Here is an 18,543-nt window from a genome sequence, read left to right on the forward strand (position 1 = left end):
CCGCGCGGAAACCGCAAAAATGCGTTGGTTTCTAGCGACAGCGGCTCACCCGCGACGCGCTTTCTCGCGCAGCATTTCCTCCATGCGCGCGGCGGCCGGAGACAGGCTTCTGCCGGCCAGACGGGCAATGCCCAGCTCGCGTTCGATGCGCGGCCGCGACAAGGGCACAAACGCCAGTCCCGGCGAATCCGGCGGCACGCCCAGGCGGGCCAGCACCGTCACGCCCACGCCGCGCTCCAGCATGGCCAGCAGCGACATCATGTTGGAGACGAACACCTGCCGGTCCAGCATGAACGCCGCTTGCGGATGACCGGCAAGCTGGCGGTGCGCAATGGTGCCCACCAAAGGCAGGTCGGCGATCTCGCGCCACGTCACGGACTTGCGGCCAGCCAGCGGATGGCCGCGATGGCAGACCAGGCCGAAGGCGTCGCGCATCAGCGGTTCGAACGACAGGCGGCGGTCGCGCGACACGGTGCTGCACACGCCCAGTTCGACCTCGCCCGCCAGCACCATGCGCTCGACCCCCTCGGAGTTGTCGTCGAACAGGCGCAGCGACACCGCGGGATACTGCGCCCGGTAGGCGGCCACCAGTTCGGGCAGCCAGTGCGTGGCGGCGGACGCAACGGACGCCATCGTCAAGCTGCCGGCGCCATTGTTGGCAAGCCCCGACAAGGCGCCCGCGACCCGGTCGTGGTGGTCAACCAGTTCACGCGCCAGCGGCAGGCAGTCTTGCCCGAAGCGCGTCAGCGTGCCGCGGTTGCCGGGCTCGAACAGCGGCTGTCCCAGGCGTTGTTCCATTTCCCGGATCGACAGGGACAACGCGGGTTGGGATCGGAAAGCCCGGACGGCTGCGGCGCGAAAGCTGCCCAGCTCGGCGACCAGCAAAAAATGCCGGTAATGGGAAATGGAGAGATCGGGAAGCGGGCGCATGGGGCGGCGGATTAGTAGAACTTATCAATCCATATGAAAAATAAAGTTTTCTCATCATAGGCGGCCTCTTAAGATGGCCGCAATATGCCTACCGCCAACCTTATCTCTCCCTCCGCCACGGACCCGCTGGACTTTGGCGTGGCCGATCGGCTGCCCGTGCGCGATGCGGGGCATGGCCGCCTGCGCATCGGCGCCGTCCCGCAAGACGGCCGGCCCGGCCTGTTGTTCGTGCCGGGCGCCTACCACGGCGCCTGGTGCTACGCGCACTATCTGGATTACTTCGCAGCCGCCGGTCTGGCGTGCGCGGCGCTGGACATGCGCGGCCACGGCGACCTGCCGCAAGACGCCAGATTTCCGAACGTCACCATTGAGGACCTGGGCCAGGACGTCGTCAGCGCACTGGATGCGCTGGATGCGCCGACCGTTGTCGTGGGCCACAGCATGGGCGCGTTGCCGGCGCTGCTGGCCGCCAGCCGGCGGCCCGTGGCTGGCGTCGTGCTGCTGGCGCCCTCGCCGCCAGGCGATCTGCCCGGTGCGCTGGCCTTGCCTGCCGTGCCCGAGGACGTGCCGCGCACCGCCCCCGGCGAGGCGGAAATCCGCTCACGTTTCCTGGCGACCACGCCGGACCGGGACGTTCGCGCGGTGGCGCGGCGGCTGTGCGCGGAAAGCCCCCAGGTCCTGAACGACCGATACCTGCTGCGCGTGGCCATCGGCGCGGCATCGATCCGCGCGCCCGGCCTCTGCCTGGAGGCGGGCCTGGACACGCATGACCGGCATCCACCGGGGCAGGACGAAGCCATTGCGCGCCGCTACGGCTTTTCGCATGCCCTGCTTGCCGGACAACCGCACTGCATGATGTACGCAGACCATTGGCAGATCAGCGCCGGCGCCATCCTGGACTGGCATCGCAAGCAATTTGGCTGAGCCCCCGCAAGACAACGACGACCACAACGATAACGACGCGCCCAGGCGCACTCAGGAGACAGAGACATGACCATTTCCCGCTTGCTGCGTCCGGCGCTCGCCGGCGCCTGCCTGCTGTGGGCCGCGGCCTCGCACGCCGCCGGCTGGCCCGATAAGCCCGTGACGATCATCGTGCCCTCCGCGGCGGGCGGCGCGGCCGACCTGACCGCCCGCACCTTCGCCCAGTACTTGGGCGAGAAGACCGGGCAGACAGTGATCGTGGAGGATCGCCCCGGCGCCGGCGGCATCGTGGGCACCAACGCCAGCAAAAGCGCCGCGCCCGACGGCTACACATTCCTCTTGTCCACGAACTCCACGCATTCGGCCAACCAGTTCCTGTACAAGACGCTGCCGTACGACGCGCAAAAGGACTTCGAGCAGGTCGGCATGCTGGGCACGTTCGGCACGGTGGGCGTCGTCTCGCCGGACAGCCCGTACCGGACCGTGCCCGAACTGGTCGAATACGCCAAGAAACATCCGGGCGACGTCTTCTTCGGCTATTACAGTTCGTCCTCCCAGGTGCCGTCCGAACTCTTCAAGCAGCGGGCCGGCATCAACATCACCGGGGCGGCGTACAAGAACATCACGCAGATCATCACCGACCTGCGCGGCAAGCAGATCGGCTTCGCGTTCGTGGATTACCTGACCGCCATGGGCCAAATCGACGGCAAGGGCCTCGTCCCCATCGCCGTGACGGGCGCCCGCCAGCATGATGCCTGGCCCAGCGTGCCGACCATGGCCACCTACTATCCCGACTTCGTCGTGGCGGGTTGGCTGGGCCTGTCGGCGCCCGCCCGCACGCCGCCGGAGATCGTCGCCAAAATGAACGCCTACCTGCAGGCCGCGGTGCAGGACGACGCCACGGCGCGCAAGCTGCGCGCCTTGGGATTGACGCCGGAAGCGATGGACGTGGCGCGCTTTGACGCATTCGTGAAGGAAGACACGGCCCGCTGGAAGGAATGGATACGGATCGCCGGCATCCAGCCCCAATAAACCTGGCCCTTGCGCACGGCGGCGCGCCCTTTCTCTCTATCTATATAGAGAAGGCGCGCCTTTCTACAGCGGCAGCCGCTGCTCGTGCTTGATTTCACGCAGCGCCACAATGGTGCGCGTCTGCCGGATGCCCGGCATGTTGAACAGGAACCGGTGCAGGAAGCGGTCGTAGGCTTCCGGACTTTCCACCAGGATCTTCAACAGGAAGTCCGAATCGCCGGTCACGGCATAACACTCCAGGATTTCCGGGGCGTCGCGCACCGACCGCTCGAAGTTCTCGACCGTGTTGGCCGAATGCCGCTCCAGGCTGATCTGCGCAAACATGCAGCCCAGCCCCACCTTGCTGCGGTCGACCTGGGCGCTGTAGCCCTGGATCACCCCGCTCGCCTCCATCGCCTTCACGCGCCGCCATACCGGCGCGGCGGACAGCCCCACCTTCTCGGAAAGCTGCTGCGCAGAGGCCCGGCCATCTTCCTGCAGCGCCTTGAGGATGCCGATATCGGTCTTGTCCATTCGTTTGTCTCCTGGTTTTCTTGGACTACGAAATGTTCATTGCGAATTATAGGGATAGCACGATCCAAAAACGCAATAAACCTGATCCCTCGCGAACCTATCATGGTGCCAAATACCAGGAGCATTGACTATGGACGGTACCCCCGCCGCCGCACCCGAGCTGGACCTTGATTACCAGCTTGCCGACAACCTGACCCGCGAGTCCGGACGCATCTTCCTGACCGGGACGCAGGCCCTGGTGCGCCTGATGCTCACGCAGCGCCGGGTGGACCGTGAACGCGGCCTGAACACCGCCGGCTTCGTATCGGGGTACCGCGGATCGCCGCTGGGCGGCGTGGACATGGCCATGTGGAAGGCGCAGAAGGCGCTGGACGCCAACCAGATCACCTTCCTGCCGGGCATCAACGAAGACATGGCCGCCACGGCGGTCATGGGCACGCAGCAGGCCGGCGTGCGCGCTGACCGCAATGTCGATGGCGTGTTCGCCATGTGGTACGGCAAGGGTCCCGGCGTGGACCGCGCCGGCGACGCGCTGCATCACGGCAATGCCGCGGGCGCCTCGCGCCACGGCGGCGTGCTGGTGGTGGTGGGCGACGACCACACCGCGGTGTCGTCCTCGATCCCGCACGCCAGCGAAGCGTCGCTGATCGGCTGGCAGATGCCCATCGTGCATCCGACGTCCATCGACGAATACGAGACCTTCGCGCTCTGGGGCTGGGCGCTCTCGCGTTATGCGGGCACGTGGGTCGCCTTCAAGGCCGTGTCCGAAACCATCGAAAGCGGCCATTCGTTCACGCCAGCCGCCATCCAGACCTACGACATGCCCGATGATCCGGACATGCCGGCCGGATCGCTGGAATACTCCGCGCGCGAATTCCTGTCGCTGGCGGTGGAGACGCGCATGAACCAGCGCATGAAGGCCGTCGCCGCCTTCGCGCGCCGGCACAGCATCGACAAGCTGACCTGTCCGGCGCCCAAGGCGACGGTGGGCATCGTCACCGTCGGCAAGGCGCACCTGGACACCATGGAAGCGTTGGCGCGCCTGGGCGTGGACACGGTCACGGCGAATGCGCCGGTGCGGATCTACAAGCCCGGCCTGACCTGGCCGATGGACGAAGGCCGGTTGCTCGACTTCGCGCGCGGCCTGTCGCACATTTTCGTCATCGAGGAAAAAGGCGCAGTGGTCGAAAGCCAGATCAAGGACATGCTGTTCAACCTGCCCGAGCGGCCGACGGTCGTGGGCAAGAAGGGACTGGACGGCGAGCCGATGGTGCCGTCGGCCGGCCAGCTACGCCCGTCGCTACTGGCCGCGCCGCTGGCCGGTTGGCTGTCGCGCGCCGCGGGGCTGCCCGTGAACCGCGACCTGTCGGCCTTCGAATGCCAGGCGCCGCTATCCAACGACGCGGACGGCATGCGCCGCCGCCCTTACTTCTGTTCGGGCTGTCCGCATAGCACGTCGACCAAGGTGCCCGAGGGCAGCCAGGCGCTGTCCGGCGTGGGCTGCCACTACATGGCCGCGTGGATGGACCGCGACACCGGCGGCCTCACGCAGATGGGCGGCGAAGGCGTCGACTGGATCGGCCTGTCCCGCTATACGAAGATGCCGCATATCTTCCAGAACATGGGAGAAGGCACGTATTACCACTCGGGCTACCTGGCCATCCGCCAGGCCGTCGCGGCGCGCGCCAACATCACCTACAAGATCCTGTTCAACGACGCCGTCGCCATGACCGGCGGGCAACCGGTGGACGGCCCGATCTCGGTGCCCCAGATCTGCCAGCAACTGCGCGGCGAAAACGTGGCGCGCATCGTCGTCACGACCGACGAGCCCGAGAAATACCAGGGCGTGGACCTGGGCCCCGGCATCAAGGTCCACCACCGCCGCGAGCTGGACGCGCTGCAGCGCGAGCTGCGCGAGATTCCGGGCGTGACGGTCCTGATCCATGACCAGACCTGCGCGGCCGAAAAGCGCCGCCGCCGCAAGAAGAACCAGTTCCCGGACCCGGCGCGCCGCATGCTGATCAATAGCGCCGTGTGCGAAGGCTGCGGCGACTGCGGCGTGAAGTCCAACTGCCTGTCGGTCGTTCCGCTGGAAACGCCGTACGGCCGCAAGCGCGCGATCGACCAGTCCAGCTGCAACAAGGACTACTCGTGCGCGGAAGGCTTCTGCCCGAGCTTCGTGTCCGTCATGGGCGGCAAGCCCAGAAAGAGCGCGGCGCCCAAGGCCGACCAGGAACGCCTGCAGGGCATGATCGCCGGCCTGCCGCAGCCGGCCCTTCCTGCCTTGGACCATCCCTATCGTCTGCTGGTCGCCGGCATGGGCGGCACCGGCGTCATCACCATCGGCGCCATCGTGTCGATGGCCGCGCACCTGGAAGGCCTGTCGGCCGCGGTGCTGGACCTGACCGGGCTGGCGCAGAAAGGCGGCACCGTCGTGAGCCACATTCGCCTTGCCCCGGCGGGCTCGGCCGCTGGCCCCGTGCGACTGGACTGGCAGCAAGCCGACGCGGCCATCCTGTGCGATCCGGTTGCCGCGGTCGCGCCGGACTCGCTGGGCGCCTTGCGCCACGGCCACACTCAGGTCACGGTGAACACGTACGTGGCGCCCGTGTCCGAATTCACGCGCAATCCCGACGCCGCGATGCGCCCCGAGGCGCTGCTGGCCAAGATCCGTCACGCGGCGGGCGACGCGCACACGGCCGCGATCGACGCGCATGAAGCGGCGCTGGCGCTGTTTGGCGACAGCATCCTGTCGAACATGTTCATGCTGGGCTACGCCTGGCAGCGCGGCGGCGTGCCGCTTTCGCAGGCCGCCATCTACCGCGCGATCGAACTGAACGGCGTGGCGGTGGCGGCCAACCGCGCCGCCTTCGATAGCGGCCGGCTTGCCGCGCATCGCCCCGACGCCCTGGAAGGCGCGCTGCGCCCGCGGGCCCAGGTCATGCAGCTGCATATCCCCGAAACCTTCGAGCGCGCCGTGGCGCGCCGTGTCGAAGACCTGACGGCCTATCAGGATGCGGCCTACGCGCAGGCGTATCGGGACGTCGTCGACGCCGTCGCGGCCCGCGAACGAGCCCTGGCGCCCGATGCCAAGACGCCCCGCCTGGCGATGGCCGTGGCGCGCGGCCTGTACCAGCTCATGGCGTACAAGGACGAATACGAAGTGGCGCGCCTCTATACCGGCGACACCTTCAAGGCGCAGCTGGAAGGCCAGTTCGAGGGCGACTACAGCCTGCGCTTTCACATGGCCCCGCCCATCTTCGCCCGCAAGGATCCGCGCACCGGCGTTCCGCGCAAGATGACGCTGGGTCCGCGCACGATGTCGGCACTGAAATTGCTGACGCGGCTCAAGGGCCTGCGCGGCACCTGGTTCGATCCCTTCGGCCATACCGCCGAGCGCAAGATGGAACGGGCGCTGGTCACGGAGTACCGCCAGACCATCGATCAACTGCTTGCAGGGCTGACTGCGGACAACCTCGCGCAAGCGGCTACAATCGCCGCCCTGGCTGAAAACATTCGCGGCTTTGGCCACGTGAAGGCCGCCAATGTCGAGAAGTACCGGACCGATTTGGCCCGGCTCATGCAGAGCTATACAGCACCGGCCCCGCACGCCAGCGCCTTGCGGAAAACCGCATAAACAGCCGGTCTGAGTGGTCACTGACCTGGGCGCGCCTTGCGGGGCGCGCCTAGTGCATTTGGTTACAATCTTTTGTGGGATTCGTCTTATCTTCTTCTTGTCCCTGTAAACCTCGATCACTAGAATTAGTGGCCAACGAGGGGTGCTACACTACATCTTGTGGTCGCCTAAGCGCTGATTCCCGCCGGCCACGCCTTACGGACTAGCCTGTCCGGACGTTGCGACCCCCATTACAAGATCCAATTTTGACCAGACATGACGTCGTCATGTCTTCATCTACGCGCTTTTTCGCACAGGAGCTTCCATGCAGACTACGATCGCCTCTGTGACCCGGCCTTCGGCCGTGCCGCCCTCCCAAACCGATTCCCCCGCCGACGCCAACAGCGGCAAATGGGCCAGCTACAACATCATCCGCCGCAATGGCTCGGTGGTTGGTTTTGAGCCCAGCAAGATCGCCATCGCCATGACCAAGGCCTTCCTGGCCGTCAATGGCGGCCAAGGCGCCGCGTCCGCGCGTGTGCGCGAACTGGTCGAAACGCTGACCGGCCAGGCCGTCAACGCGCTGGTTCGCAACCGCCCCAACGGCGGCACCTTCCATATTGAAGACATCCAGGACCAGGTCGAACTGGCGCTGATGCGCTCGGGCGAGCATGACGTCGCGCGCGCCTATGTGCTGTACCGCGAAAAGCGCACGCAGGAACGCGCCGCCGCCGCTGCCGCCGAAGGCCAGCAGAAGGCTGACGCCGCGCCGCAGGAACACGTGCTGAACGTCACCGATGCCGGCGTGCGCCGCCCGCTGGACGTGGCCGAACTGCGCGCCACCATCGTCGCCGCCGGCGAAGGCCTGTCCGAGTTCATCGACGCCGAAGCCATCCTGAAGGAAACGGTCAAGAACCTGTACGACGGCATCCCCGTCGACGAAGTGTTCAAGTCCGCCATCCTCTCCGCGCGCGCGCTGGTCGAAAAGGATCCGGCCTACAGCCAGGTCACCGCCCGTCTGCTGCTGCACACGATCCGCAAGGAAGTGCTGGGCGAGGAAGTCTCGCAAGACGGCATGGCCACGCGCTACGCTGAATACTTCCCCACGTTCATCGCCCGCGGCATCGAAGGCGGCCTGCTGTCGCCCGAACTGGCCAGCTATGACCTGACCAAGCTGGGCAAGGCACTGAACGCCAAGCGCGATCTGCAATTCGGCTACCTCGGCCTGCAGACCCTGTACGACCGCTACTTCCTGCACATCCGCGGCACCCGCATCGAACTGCCGCAGGTCTTCTTCATGCGCGTGGCCATGGGCCTGGCGCTGCGCGAGAGCGACCGCGAAGCGCGCGCCATCGAGTTCTACGAGATCCTGTCCTCGTTCGACTTCATGAGCTCCACGCCCACGCTGTTCAACTCGGGCACGCTGCACTCGCAGCTGTCGTCGTGCTACCTGACCACCGTCTCGGACGACCTGGAAGGCATCTACGACGCCATCAAGGAAAACGCGCTGCTGGCCAAGTACGCCGGCGGCCTGGGCAACGACTGGACCCCGGTGCGCGCGCTGCGCAGCCACATCAAGGGCACCAACGGCGAAAGCCAGGGCGTCGTTCCGTTCCTGAAGGTTGTTAACGACACGGCCGTCGCCGTGAACCAGGGCGGCAAGCGCAAGGGTGCGGTCTGCACGTACCTCGAAACGTGGCACCTGGACATCGAAGAATTCCTGGAACTGCGCAAGAACACCGGCGACGAGCGCCGCCGCACGCACGACATGAACACGGCGAACTGGATTCCCGACCTGTTCATGAAGCGCGTCATGGAAGGCGGTGAATGGACGCTGTTCTCGCCGTCCGACTGCCCCGACCTGCACGACAAGTATGGCCGCGCGTTCGAAGAAGCCTACGTGGGCTACGAAGCGCGCGTCGCCAGCGGCGAACTGAAGCTCTTCAAGAAGATGCCGGCGCTGACGCTGTGGCGCAAGATGCTGTCGATGCTGTTCGAAACCGGCCACCCGTGGATCACGTTCAAGGATCCGTGCAACATCCGTTCGCCGCAGCAGCACGTGGGCGTCGTCCACAGCTCGAACCTGTGCACCGAGATCACGCTGAACACCAACGAATCCGAAATCGCAGTTTGCAATCTGGGTTCCGTGAACCTGGTCGCACACATGAAGCCGGCTGCCGGCGGCGGTTTCGAACTGGACCACGACAAGATCAAGCGCACCGTCAGCATCGCGATGCGCATGCTCGACAACGTGATCGACATCAACTACTACGCCGTCGACAAGGCCCGCAATTCGAACGCGCGCCATCGTCCGGTGGGCATGGGCATCATGGGCTTCCAGGATTGCCTGCAGATGATGCGCGTGCCGTACGCATCGCAAGCCGCTGTTGAATTCGCGGATCGTTCGATGGAAGCGGTGTGCTATCACGCCTACTTCGCGTCGAGCCTGCTCGCCGAAGAACGTGGCCGCTATCAATCGTATGAAGGTTCGCTGTGGTCGCGTGGCATCTTGCCGCAAGACACGTTGAAGATGCTGCGTGATGAACGTGGTGGTCACGTTGACGTTGATGAATCGAGCACGCTCGATTGGGATACGTTGCGTACGCGCATCAAAGAACACGGCATGCGCAACTCCAATTGCATCGCAATCGCCCCAACCGCCACTATTTCCAATATCATTGGCGTATCTGCGTGCATCGAACCCACTTTCCAGAACTTGTACGTCAAATCGAATCTCTCCGGCGAGTTCACGGTCGTTAACGATTACCTCGTGCGTGACCTGAAGAAACTCGGTCTCTGGGACGAAGTCATGGTCGCCGACCTCAAGTACTTCGACGGCAGCCTGTCCCGCATCGATCGCGTACCTTCCGAACTCCGCGAACTCTACGCCACCGCGTTCGAAGTCGAACCGCGCTGGCTGGTTGAATGCGCGTCGCGCCGCCAGAAGTGGATCGATCAAGCCCAGTCGTTGAACATCTACATGGCTGGCGCATCGGGCAAGAAGCTGGACGACACCTACAAGCTGGCATGGACGCGTGGCCTGAAGACCACGTACTACCTGCGCACCCTTGGCGCCACCAGCGCCGAGAAGTCCACGGGACGCGGCGGCGAACTGAACGCCGTCAGCGCGGGTAATCCGTCCACCGCCAACGCCGTTGCCGCAGCACCTGTTTTGCCGGAACCCGAAGTTCTCGGGGCGGTTTGCACCATGCGGCCGGGCGACCCCGGCTTCGAAGAGTGCGAAGCCTGCCAATAACCGCCTCCGGAGAATGAATCATGATTAATTGGGACGACGACACCACCGCCACGCAACCTGCACAACCTGCCGCGCCCGCGGCGGGCGGTCAGGCTGCCCCGGAAGTCCGGGCGGCGACCGGTGTGTTCGGCGACACCGCCATGCCCACGCCGGCCGCGCCTCAGCACGCAGCCGGTCTGGCTGCCAGCGGCGCGGCAACCTCGCAGCGCGTCAAGGTTGCCGACAAGCGCATCATCAATGGCCAGACCGACGTCAACCAGCTTGTGCCTTTCAAGTACAAGTGGGCGTGGGAAAAGTACCTGGCCACTTGCGCCAACCACTGGATGCCGCAAGAGATCAACATGTCGCGCGACATCGCCCTCTGGAAGAACCCGAACGGGCTCACCGAGGACGAGCGCCGCATCGTCAAGCGCAACCTCGGCTTCTTCGTGACCGCCGACTCGCTGGCCGCCAACAACATCGTGCTGGGCACCTACCGCCACATCACGGCCCCCGAATGCCGCCAGTTCCTGCTGCGCCAGGCATTCGAGGAAGCCATTCACACGCACGCCTATCAATACATCGTCGAAAGCCTGGACCTGGACGAAGCCGAGATCTTCAACGCTTACAACGAAGTGCCGTCCATCCGGGCCAAAGACGAGTTCCTGATCCCGTTCATCGACGCGATCGCTGATCCCAACTTCAAGACGGGCACGCCCGAAGCCGACCAGACGCTGCTCAAGTCCCTGATCGTCTTCGCTTGCCTCATGGAAGGCCTGTTCTTCTACGTTGGCTTCACGCAGATCCTGGCGCTTGGCCGCCAGAACAAGATGACCGGCGCTGCCGAGCAGTACATGTACATCCTTCGCGATGAATCCATGCACTGCAACTTCGGCATCGATCTGATCAACACCGTCAAACTGGAAAATCCGCATCTCTGGACGCCGGAATTCCGCGAAGAAATTCGAGAACTCTTCCGCAAAGCGGTCGAACTCGAATACGCTTACGCCGAAGACACGATGCCGCGCGGCGTGTTGGGCTTGAACGCACCCATGTTCAAATCCTACCTGCGCTTCATCGCCAACCGTCGTTGCCAGCAGATCGGTATCGAACCTCTGTACCCTCAGGAAGAAAACCCCTTCCCGTGGATGGCGGAAATGATCGACCTTAAGAAGGAACGCAACTTTTTTGAAACTCGCGTGATCGAATACCAAACCGGTGGCACGCTGAGCTGGGAGTAACGCAGTACGCCATCGAGCCCGGCGCGGGCACGCCCTTCTCTTTTCGATGGGCGTCGCGTTCGCGACAGGCTTGATGGCAAGCTCCTTGGTCAGGGTGTCTTCGAACACGTAGAACAAGCGGTCGGCGGCCTGTGAACAGGCCGCCTGCCGGCGCCATTTGAAATGGCTCGCGCCAAAGGGGCGGGGGCCATATCAAATGGCTGTGCCGAATTCATTAGCGCAAACCGTAGTAGCTGTTGCTCGCACAGAACAGCGGCATGCGCCGATGAATAGCCCGGGCACGGTCCGCCGATTGGCGGGTCGGGGCACGGGTTTAAGTTCTGGGACCCCTGAACCTAAGGAGCATGACCATGGCAACAGCCAAGAAAGCCGTCAAGAAAGCAGCGGTGAAAAAACCCGCCGCCAAGAAGGCAGCAGCAAAGAAGGCCGCTCCGGCCAAGAAAGCTGCCGTCAAGAAAGTTGCAGTGAAGAAAGTCGCAGCCGCCAAGAAGCCGGCCGTGAAGAAGGTTGCCGCCAAGAAGGCTCCCGCCGCCAAGAAAGCGGTTGCCAAGAAGGCCGTAGCCAAGAAGGCCGTCGCGAAGAAGGCTCCGGCCGCTAAGAAGGCTGTCGCCAAGAAGGCCGTTGCCAAGAAGGCAGTCGCCAAGAAGGCAGTCGCCAAGAAAGCCGTAGCCAAGAAGGCCGTTGCGAAGAAGGCCGTTGCCAAGAAGGCTGTTGCCAAGAAGGCAGTCGCCAAGAAGGCCGTAGCCAAGAAGGCTCCCGCCGCCAAGAAGGCTGTTGCCAAGAAGGCTGCCGCCAAGAAGGCCCCGGCCGCCAAAAAGGCTGTTGCCAAGAAGGCCGTAGCCAAGAAGGCTCCGGCTGCCAAGAAGGCGCCCGCCGCCAAGAAGGCTCCCGCTTCCAAGCCGGCTGTTGCCGCCAAGAAGCCTGCCTCCGCGAAGAAGCCCGCTGCGAAGAAAGCCGCTCCGAAGAAGCCCGCCACGCCGCCCACCACGGCTGCTGCCCCGGGCGCGAAGACCGCGCTGAACCCCGCCGCGTCGTGGCCCTTCCCGACGGGTGGCCGTCCTTAATCCGGACGCGCCGAAGCGTTAGCTTCATCAGAGCCGCCTGGTTTGCACCGGGCGGCTTTTTTAATGTCTGCGCGTCATGCCATCCAAATGGCTGACCCCCGCACCGGGCCCGATGCACTAGGACCGTACGCAATTTTTACGTCTGGCCGTGCGACAATTGATTCCTCTTTTTTGGGGTGATCGCGTCCATGCTCGGTGAAATCTTCCGCTTCCTTCTCGAAATCGTGTTCACGCTGTTTGGCGCGGCGCTGATTGCCCGCGCCTGGATGCACGCGATACGACTGCACCCCTTCAACCCGTTGGCGCGCGCGATCTACGGAGCCACCAACTGGCTGGTGCTGCCGCTGCGCAAGATCATTCCCGCAGGCAACAAGATCGATTGGACCAGCCTGGTGTGCGCGTGGTTGTCGGCACTGGTCTATCTGGTCCTGTTGTGGCTGGTGGCCATCGGCGCGCTGATCCCCGCCGCGCTGCTGCCCGCCGCGATGGGCTCGGCCCTCATCATGACGGCAAAGTGGGCGCTGAACCTGGTGGTCTGGCTGACGCTGATCCAGGCCGTGCTGTCGTGGGTCAACCCGATGGCGCCGATGATGCCGCTGCTGCAATCGCTGACCGCGCCGCTGCTCGATCCCATCCGCCGCATCCTGCCGCGCACCTCGATCGACTTCTCGCCGCTGATCCTCTTGATCGCGGCCCAGATCCTGCTGATGGTCCTGGCTCGCCTGAGCTACGGCATGATGGGCGTGTGATCGCCTACACGGGAATCGCGCTGTAGATCTCGATCAGCTTCTTGCGGTCGATCTTGTGGTTGTTCGACATGGGCAACGCCGGGCAGGCGACCAGTTCGGACGGCACCATGTAGGGCGGCAGGCGCTCGGCCAGCCGCTCCTTCCAGCCGGACAGGGCCTGCGGCGCCAGCAGCGCGGCTTGCTCGCCCGCTGCTTCCGAGCCCGTCACGAAACCAATCAGCCGCACCGCCGTGCCATCGGGACGGCGCAGCACGGCGCAGGCGCTAGCCTCCACGCCCGGTAGCCCATGTAGGGCTTCGTCGATTTCCGCCAGCTCGATGCGGTAGCCGTTGAGCTTGATCTGGTCGTCCATGCGGCCGCGGCAGAACAGCAGCCCGCCCTCTTCCATCAGCCCCAGGTCGCCGGTGCGGAACGCGCGGCGGCCATCGTCGTAGGTGTAGAGCTTGGCCGCGTTCAGGTCGGCGCGGTTCAGGTAGCCGCGCATCACGTGGTCGCCCACGATGCAGATCTCGCCCTCGTCCACCAGCAGCACGCTGTCCGGTTTGGCGTGGCCGACCGGCAGCGGGTCATGCGCCGCCAGCACGGCGTCGGTGACTTCGATCCAGGTGGTGGCCACCGTGGCTTCGGTCGGACCGTAGGTGTTCAGGATGGACGCATCCGGAAAGCGCTGGCGCAGCTTTTTCGCCAGCGCCGCCGGCAGGGGCTCGCCGCAGAAGAGGAACGTGCGCAGCGTGGGCTGCGTCGCCGGAGAGAATTCGCGGTTGGCCAGCTGCTGATGCGCGAACGACGGCGTGGACACCCACACCGTGATGCCGTGGGCGGCCAGCCGGGCCATCCACGGACCGGGCGCGGCAATCTGGTCGCGCGCGTTGAGCACGCAGCTTCCGCCCGACGCCAGGGTGGCAAAGACCTCGTACATGGACAGGTCGAAACTGAAGGGCGCCTGGTTCATGAACACGGGCGCTTCGCCCAGGCCAAAGCTGCCGAGCATCCAATCGCCAAGCAGGCCGACGCTTTCGCGGCCGATCTGCACGCCCTTGGGGTCGCCCGTGCTGCCCGAGGTGAACATCACGTAGGCCAGGCCGCGTTCTTCCAGCATGGCGCCCTCGCCCGCCGTGAAGCTGCCGGCCGCGGCGTCGAACACGGCGGCCGCTTGCACGATCTCCACGATGCGGCGCAGGCGCTCAGGCGGATAGATGGTGTCCACCGGCACGAACGGCGCGCCGATGAGCAGCGCGCCGACCATGGCGACGAAAAAGGCGGCTTCCTTGTGGCCGTAGATCGCCACCGGCACATCGGGCGCCACGCCGTGCGTGCGCGCGGCGTCGGCCCAGGCGTGCGCCTCGGTGCGCAACTGGGCCCACGTCAGGCTGCGGTCGGCGGCGGCAACCGCCAGCGCGTCGGGCGCGCGCCCTTCGTCGGCGAACTGGAAGGACTTCAGATCGAAACGCATGCCGTGACTCCCGGCGTCAGATAGGGCTGCGGCCGCTGAACACGTACAGCGCCAGCGCGGCCAGAATCAGGGTGAGGACTCGCCCCAGAAAGCGCATGACGGGCTTGGCCAGCGCGGCTTGCAGGGCAGGCCGGGTGCGCGCCGCATTGATCAGCAGGTTGTGCCCCACCGAATACAGGCCGAACATCAGGCCGCTGACGATGTAATGCAGCGACAGTCCGTTCCACACCCCCATCGCCAGCAGGGTCGCGAAAATGCCGATATTCTGCGCCGCCAGGCGATGACGGCCAAAGAAGCTGGTCTTGCTCAGCGCCTTGTAGATCGGCATGAACACGACATCGCGCAGCCATTCGGACAGGCTGATGTGCCAGCGCCGCCAGAAATCCTGCGGGTTGAGCGTGGCCAGCGGATTGCGGAAGTTGATCGGCAGCGTGAAGCCGAACAGCATCCCGATCCCGATCGCCATCGTCGAATAGCCGGCAAAGTCGAAGAACAGGTAAGCGCTGTAGAGCGAGGCATTGAGCGCCACGCCCGTGAACGAATAATCGTGCGCGTCGAGCGTGGCCAGTCCATAACGCCAGATCAGCTCGGCCAGGCCGAATTTCTGAATGACGCCCACCATGATGAGTTCCAGCCCGATCAGCCACGTGTTCAGGTTGACCCCTTCGTAGCCGCGCTTCAGATCGGCCTGGAAGGCGCGCCAGCGGTACATGGGCCCCGCCAGCAGCGTCAGCGGGAAGAACAGGTAGATGAAATAGTCGAGCGGCGAGACCCGTTCGTTGCGCGGCGCGAACAGCAGCACGTCGATGGCGCGGAACGTGGCAAAGGACAGCCCGAGCATCGCGCCCAGGTGCGAGACCCCGGTCTTGACCAGCAGCAACGGCGTCATCGTGATGATGACGGCGAGCCAGGTGGGGATGTAGTTGCGGCGCATTGCCCACAGCGCGCCGCCGGAAATGGCCAGGAGCGCAATGGGTTGATAGGGCCGCGCCCAGAACACCGCCATCCAGACGCCCAGGCAGATGACGCCGATGATGTGGCGGTACCCGATGTGCAGCGGCATGCCGGACGAGCGGTATGCGACGAGGCCAAGGCCGCCAAACAGCGCGCCGCCAAAGAAGCTCAAGCTAGCAAAGAGTTCCATGGTGCGCTCAGAACTGCTGGTATTGGAATTCGACCTTGATCGGTCCGCCGCTGCCCGTCGTGGGCTGCGCCTGCAGCACGAACACGAGGATCACGCCCACGTACAGGCAAAGATGCCAGAAGAAGCGGCGCGCCCAGGGCGCGCCCGCGTTGCGGGCTTCGTCTTTACGAAAGAATTTCATCGGGAAAAATACTCCGCAATGCCTTGATCGGCCATGGCCCAGCCGAGTTCGGCCAGGTGCATGTCGTCGCGCAGCATCCCCGGCTCGAAGGGAATGCTGTAGAGATCCAGGCACCCCATCTGATAGCGGGTGCACATGCCGGTGATGGCGGCCACCACGGGGTCGAACCGTTCGACGTCCAGGATGAGCTTGGGGTTGAACGGCTGGATGACGAAGTACGCCTTGACCTTGCGCTTTTGCAACAAGGCCATCACACGCGACAGGTCGCCCAGCTCGGTGCGCGTGATCGGATCGACATCCGCGAACTCGTTGCGCGCCGGCGAATACAGCGGCGCCAGATATTGCTGGTAGTAGTCGTCGCGCACATCGTAGGGATTGTTGCCGCCCAGGGTGTGTTCGACTTCGCGCGCTTCGTGCGTGATCCGGGACCACTGCCCGGCATTCAGGCGTGCGGACATCGGCCACGACACGTACCGGTGCGCGGGCACCGACAACTTGCTGCGCGGCTTGTCGGGCGCCGGTTCCTTGCGGGCTTGCCACCACAACGCCAGCTTGTCCTTCAGCTCGGAGACCTGGCCGTTGGCGATGAGCCACAGCAGGCCCCAGTTCGCGTTGTCGCTGATCCAGTTCTGCATCTGCTCGCGCGTGCTGGGCTGGTCCCACAGACGATCCCAGACCGGGCCGGTGACGTGCTCGGCAAATGCGCTGCGCGGCAATTGGCCGCCGGAGGCGAACCACGCCGGCGACAGCATGATGACCAGCCGCGTGTTGGGCGTAAGCGAATCGGACACCGATTCCAGCACGCTGACGATGCCATACGACTGGAACATCGCATGGCCGTAAGCGAGCGTCGGCACCTTCAGCTCTTCCGGGAAAAAGCGGTAGGGGACGAAACGCAGGTCGTGGCTGGAGAGCTCCGAGGATCCCAGCACCACCAGCGTGCCGTCGCTCAGGGCATTGCCCAGACGGTTCAGGTTGACGTGCTGGGTGCCCCAGTCGGGGCCCAGGTTGGGCAGGTAATTGCTCTTGTTGGCCGCCAGGGCCGAAGGCGAGGACGCCGGGTTGACGACGCGGCTGAGCAGGTCATCCGCGCCGCAATACGTGCCTACCGCCAACGCCACCGCCGTCGCTGCCGCAGCGACGTGCGACAGGAACCGGGTATTACGAAGTATGGGCAGCGACATAGCCGGCAAGCACGCGGACCGACTGAAGGTGCTCTGCGATTTCGGGAGCCGGAATGCTGCAGCCGTACTCGGACTCGACCGCGAGCGTGATGTCCACGGCGGCGAGCGAATCGACCAGGCCGGTGGCAATCAGTTGCGTGTCGGGGGTGACTTTCTTCATGACGATCGACTCGACGATCTCGCCGATCTTGGTGTGGAGTTCTTGCTCGGTGTGCATAGATCTTGCAGCGTTACGTTGCCTGTTCGGCAAACCATCCCCCGCCCCGGGATTTCAGGCGCTGAGGATACAGAAAACAGCTGAAACCAAACTGAAAAATTCCAGCCAGCCAGAACGGCCGCCGGATGCACGTGGTTACATTAAATCCGGACTGCCGCGCCGTCGCAATCATTGCACTTCGGCCGTCGAATCGCCATGAAACTTATGGTGGAAATGGCGAGAAAAGGCTGGGAAAGGTAACGTTCGCGGGTAAATCCGGGGGGCCGCGTTGTGGGCGAGCGACATATTTTTACGTGTCGGCCTCCTGCTGCATTTGACCCTGATTCCAGGCGGCGGCCGCCGCCATAAAAAAAAAGCCCGCTTGCGCGGGCTTTTCGTACTGCGAGCTTTCTAAACGGTCGCGCGGATTACATCGGCGTGACGCGGGTCGGACCGGCGCCGCTGATGACCTGGACACGCTGGCCCACGCTGACGGGCACGTCGGCTTCCTGGGCGACGACACGCGTTTCACCGTTGTCCAGGCGCACCGTGATCTCCAGGCCGGAGTTCGTCTGCGCGCGGTTTTCGACGGCGTTGCCGGCCAGGGCGCCGAGGATGACGCCGCCCACCGTGGCGATCGTGCGGCCCGTGCCGCCACCGATTGCGTTACCGGCCACACCGCCCAGCGCGCCGCCGGCCACCATGCCGACGCCGCTGGACTTGTCGTTCTGAATGACGATGGGACGCACGCCAGTGACCGTACCGGTGCGGACGATCTGTTCGCGCTGTGCTTGATCGTAGCTATAGACACCGCTGGATGCGCTGCGATTGGCGCAACCGCCAAGCACGGCCATCGACGTCACCACGGCCGCGACAGCCAACCAGCGGCCAGTGCGCGGCGTCACCAGGGAAATAGACTTTATATGATTCATTTGGACTCCTCATTCGGGCACGGCCGACGGTAACTGATGATACTCCGAGCGCAACGCCCGGCAAGTGCGCCAGCAACAGACTGAAACCCTCCGCCAGAAGCTGCAAAACGGGCCGGGAAACAACGGGCTACAGCCCGTTGCCATTGCGC

General features: G+C 64.7%; 15 protein-coding genes. 7 read left to right on the forward strand and 8 right to left on the reverse strand.

The genetic code is table 11. From position 1 onward, the window contains the following. Positions 1-45: 45 nt before the first annotated feature. Complete coding sequence (locus FBY20_RS08110; RefSeq protein WP_056327821.1) at positions 46-930, reverse strand: LysR family transcriptional regulator; 885 nt, start codon at positions 928-930, stop codon at positions 46-48. Positions 931-1,014: 84 nt separating this feature from the next. On the opposite strand from FBY20_RS08110, the gene FBY20_RS08115 reads away from it, so the two are divergent. Beyond that, a complete protein-coding gene (locus FBY20_RS08115) occupies positions 1,015-1,854 on the forward strand; it encodes an alpha/beta fold hydrolase (RefSeq protein ID WP_142051317.1) in 840 nt (279 codons plus the stop codon). Between the two features lie 66 nt (positions 1,855-1,920). Next, the gene (locus tag FBY20_RS08120; protein WP_142051320.1) at positions 1,921-2,886 is read left to right on the forward strand and encodes a tripartite tricarboxylate transporter substrate binding protein; all 966 of its coding nucleotides are present in this window, start codon (positions 1,921-1,923) and stop codon (positions 2,884-2,886) included. 63 nt (positions 2,887-2,949) lie between these two features. Here the strand turns inward: FBY20_RS08120 and FBY20_RS08125 are convergent, their stop codons facing one another. Next, positions 2,950-3,399, reverse strand: coding sequence for an Lrp/AsnC family transcriptional regulator (locus FBY20_RS08125; RefSeq protein ID WP_008159001.1), 450 nt, complete (start codon positions 3,397-3,399; stop codon positions 2,950-2,952). Between the two features lie 130 nt (positions 3,400-3,529). Between FBY20_RS08125 and FBY20_RS08130 the strand changes: the two genes are divergently transcribed. From FBY20_RS08130 to FBY20_RS08150, 5 genes are all read left to right on the forward strand, one after another. Further along, a complete protein-coding gene (locus tag FBY20_RS08130) occupies positions 3,530-7,036 on the forward strand; it encodes an indolepyruvate ferredoxin oxidoreductase family protein (RefSeq protein WP_142051323.1) in 3,507 nt (1,168 codons plus the stop codon). Between the two features lie 304 nt (positions 7,037-7,340). Continuing rightward, positions 7,341-10,271: a ribonucleoside-diphosphate reductase subunit alpha gene (locus tag FBY20_RS08135; protein ID WP_062841585.1), complete on the forward strand. Its 2,931-nt coding sequence runs from the start codon at positions 7,341-7,343 to the stop codon at positions 10,269-10,271. Positions 10,272-10,291: 20 nt separating this feature from the next. Beyond that, positions 10,292-11,491: a ribonucleotide-diphosphate reductase subunit beta gene (locus tag FBY20_RS08140; protein WP_056327816.1), complete on the forward strand. Its 1,200-nt coding sequence runs from the start codon at positions 10,292-10,294 to the stop codon at positions 11,489-11,491. 350 nt (positions 11,492-11,841) lie between these two features. Then, positions 11,842-12,555, forward strand: coding sequence for a histone H1-like DNA-binding protein (locus FBY20_RS08145; RefSeq protein ID WP_142051326.1), 714 nt, complete (start codon positions 11,842-11,844; stop codon positions 12,553-12,555). Positions 12,556-12,743: 188 nt separating this feature from the next. Then, complete coding sequence (locus FBY20_RS08150; protein ID WP_056327927.1) at positions 12,744-13,304, forward strand: YggT family protein; 561 nt, start codon at positions 12,744-12,746, stop codon at positions 13,302-13,304. A gap of 4 nt (positions 13,305-13,308) precedes the next feature. On the opposite strand, the gene FBY20_RS08155 is transcribed toward FBY20_RS08150, so the two are convergent. The 6 genes from FBY20_RS08155 to FBY20_RS08180 all read right to left on the reverse strand — a co-directional run bounded on the left by FBY20_RS08155 (position 13,309) and on the right by FBY20_RS08180 (position 18,394). After that, positions 13,309-14,757 (reverse strand): D-alanine--poly(phosphoribitol) ligase, encoded by a 1,449-nt coding sequence (locus tag FBY20_RS08155; RefSeq protein ID WP_142051329.1) that lies wholly within the window; start codon positions 14,755-14,757, stop codon positions 13,309-13,311. A 16-nt stretch (positions 14,758-14,773) separates the two neighbouring features. Next, positions 14,774-15,901, reverse strand: a complete 1,128-nt coding sequence (locus FBY20_RS08160; RefSeq protein WP_056327813.1) for an MBOAT family O-acyltransferase — start codon at positions 15,899-15,901, stop codon at positions 14,774-14,776. Between the two features lie 7 nt (positions 15,902-15,908). Continuing rightward, the gene (locus FBY20_RS08165; protein WP_128829895.1) at positions 15,909-16,082 is read right to left on the reverse strand and encodes a hypothetical protein; all 174 of its coding nucleotides are present in this window, start codon (positions 16,080-16,082) and stop codon (positions 15,909-15,911) included. Continuing rightward, positions 16,079-17,266, reverse strand: a complete 1,188-nt coding sequence (locus tag FBY20_RS08170) for a D-alanyl-lipoteichoic acid biosynthesis protein DltD (RefSeq protein ID WP_056327812.1) — start codon at positions 17,264-17,266, stop codon at positions 16,079-16,081. The genes FBY20_RS08165 and FBY20_RS08170 overlap by 4 nt, the downstream gene beginning before the upstream one ends. Beyond that, the gene (locus FBY20_RS08175; protein ID WP_008159625.1) at positions 17,244-17,483 is read right to left on the reverse strand and encodes an acyl carrier protein; all 240 of its coding nucleotides are present in this window, start codon (positions 17,481-17,483) and stop codon (positions 17,244-17,246) included. The genes FBY20_RS08170 and FBY20_RS08175 overlap by 23 nt, the downstream gene beginning before the upstream one ends. A 407-nt stretch (positions 17,484-17,890) precedes the next feature. Beyond that, complete coding sequence (locus FBY20_RS08180) at positions 17,891-18,394, reverse strand: glycine zipper 2TM domain-containing protein (protein WP_056327811.1); 504 nt, start codon at positions 18,392-18,394, stop codon at positions 17,891-17,893. Positions 18,395-18,543 lie beyond the last annotated feature (149 nt).

It is taken from the genome of Achromobacter sp. SLBN-14 (assembly GCF_006715415.1).
GTDB lineage: Bacteria > Pseudomonadota > Gammaproteobacteria > Burkholderiales > Burkholderiaceae_B > Achromobacter > Achromobacter mucicolens.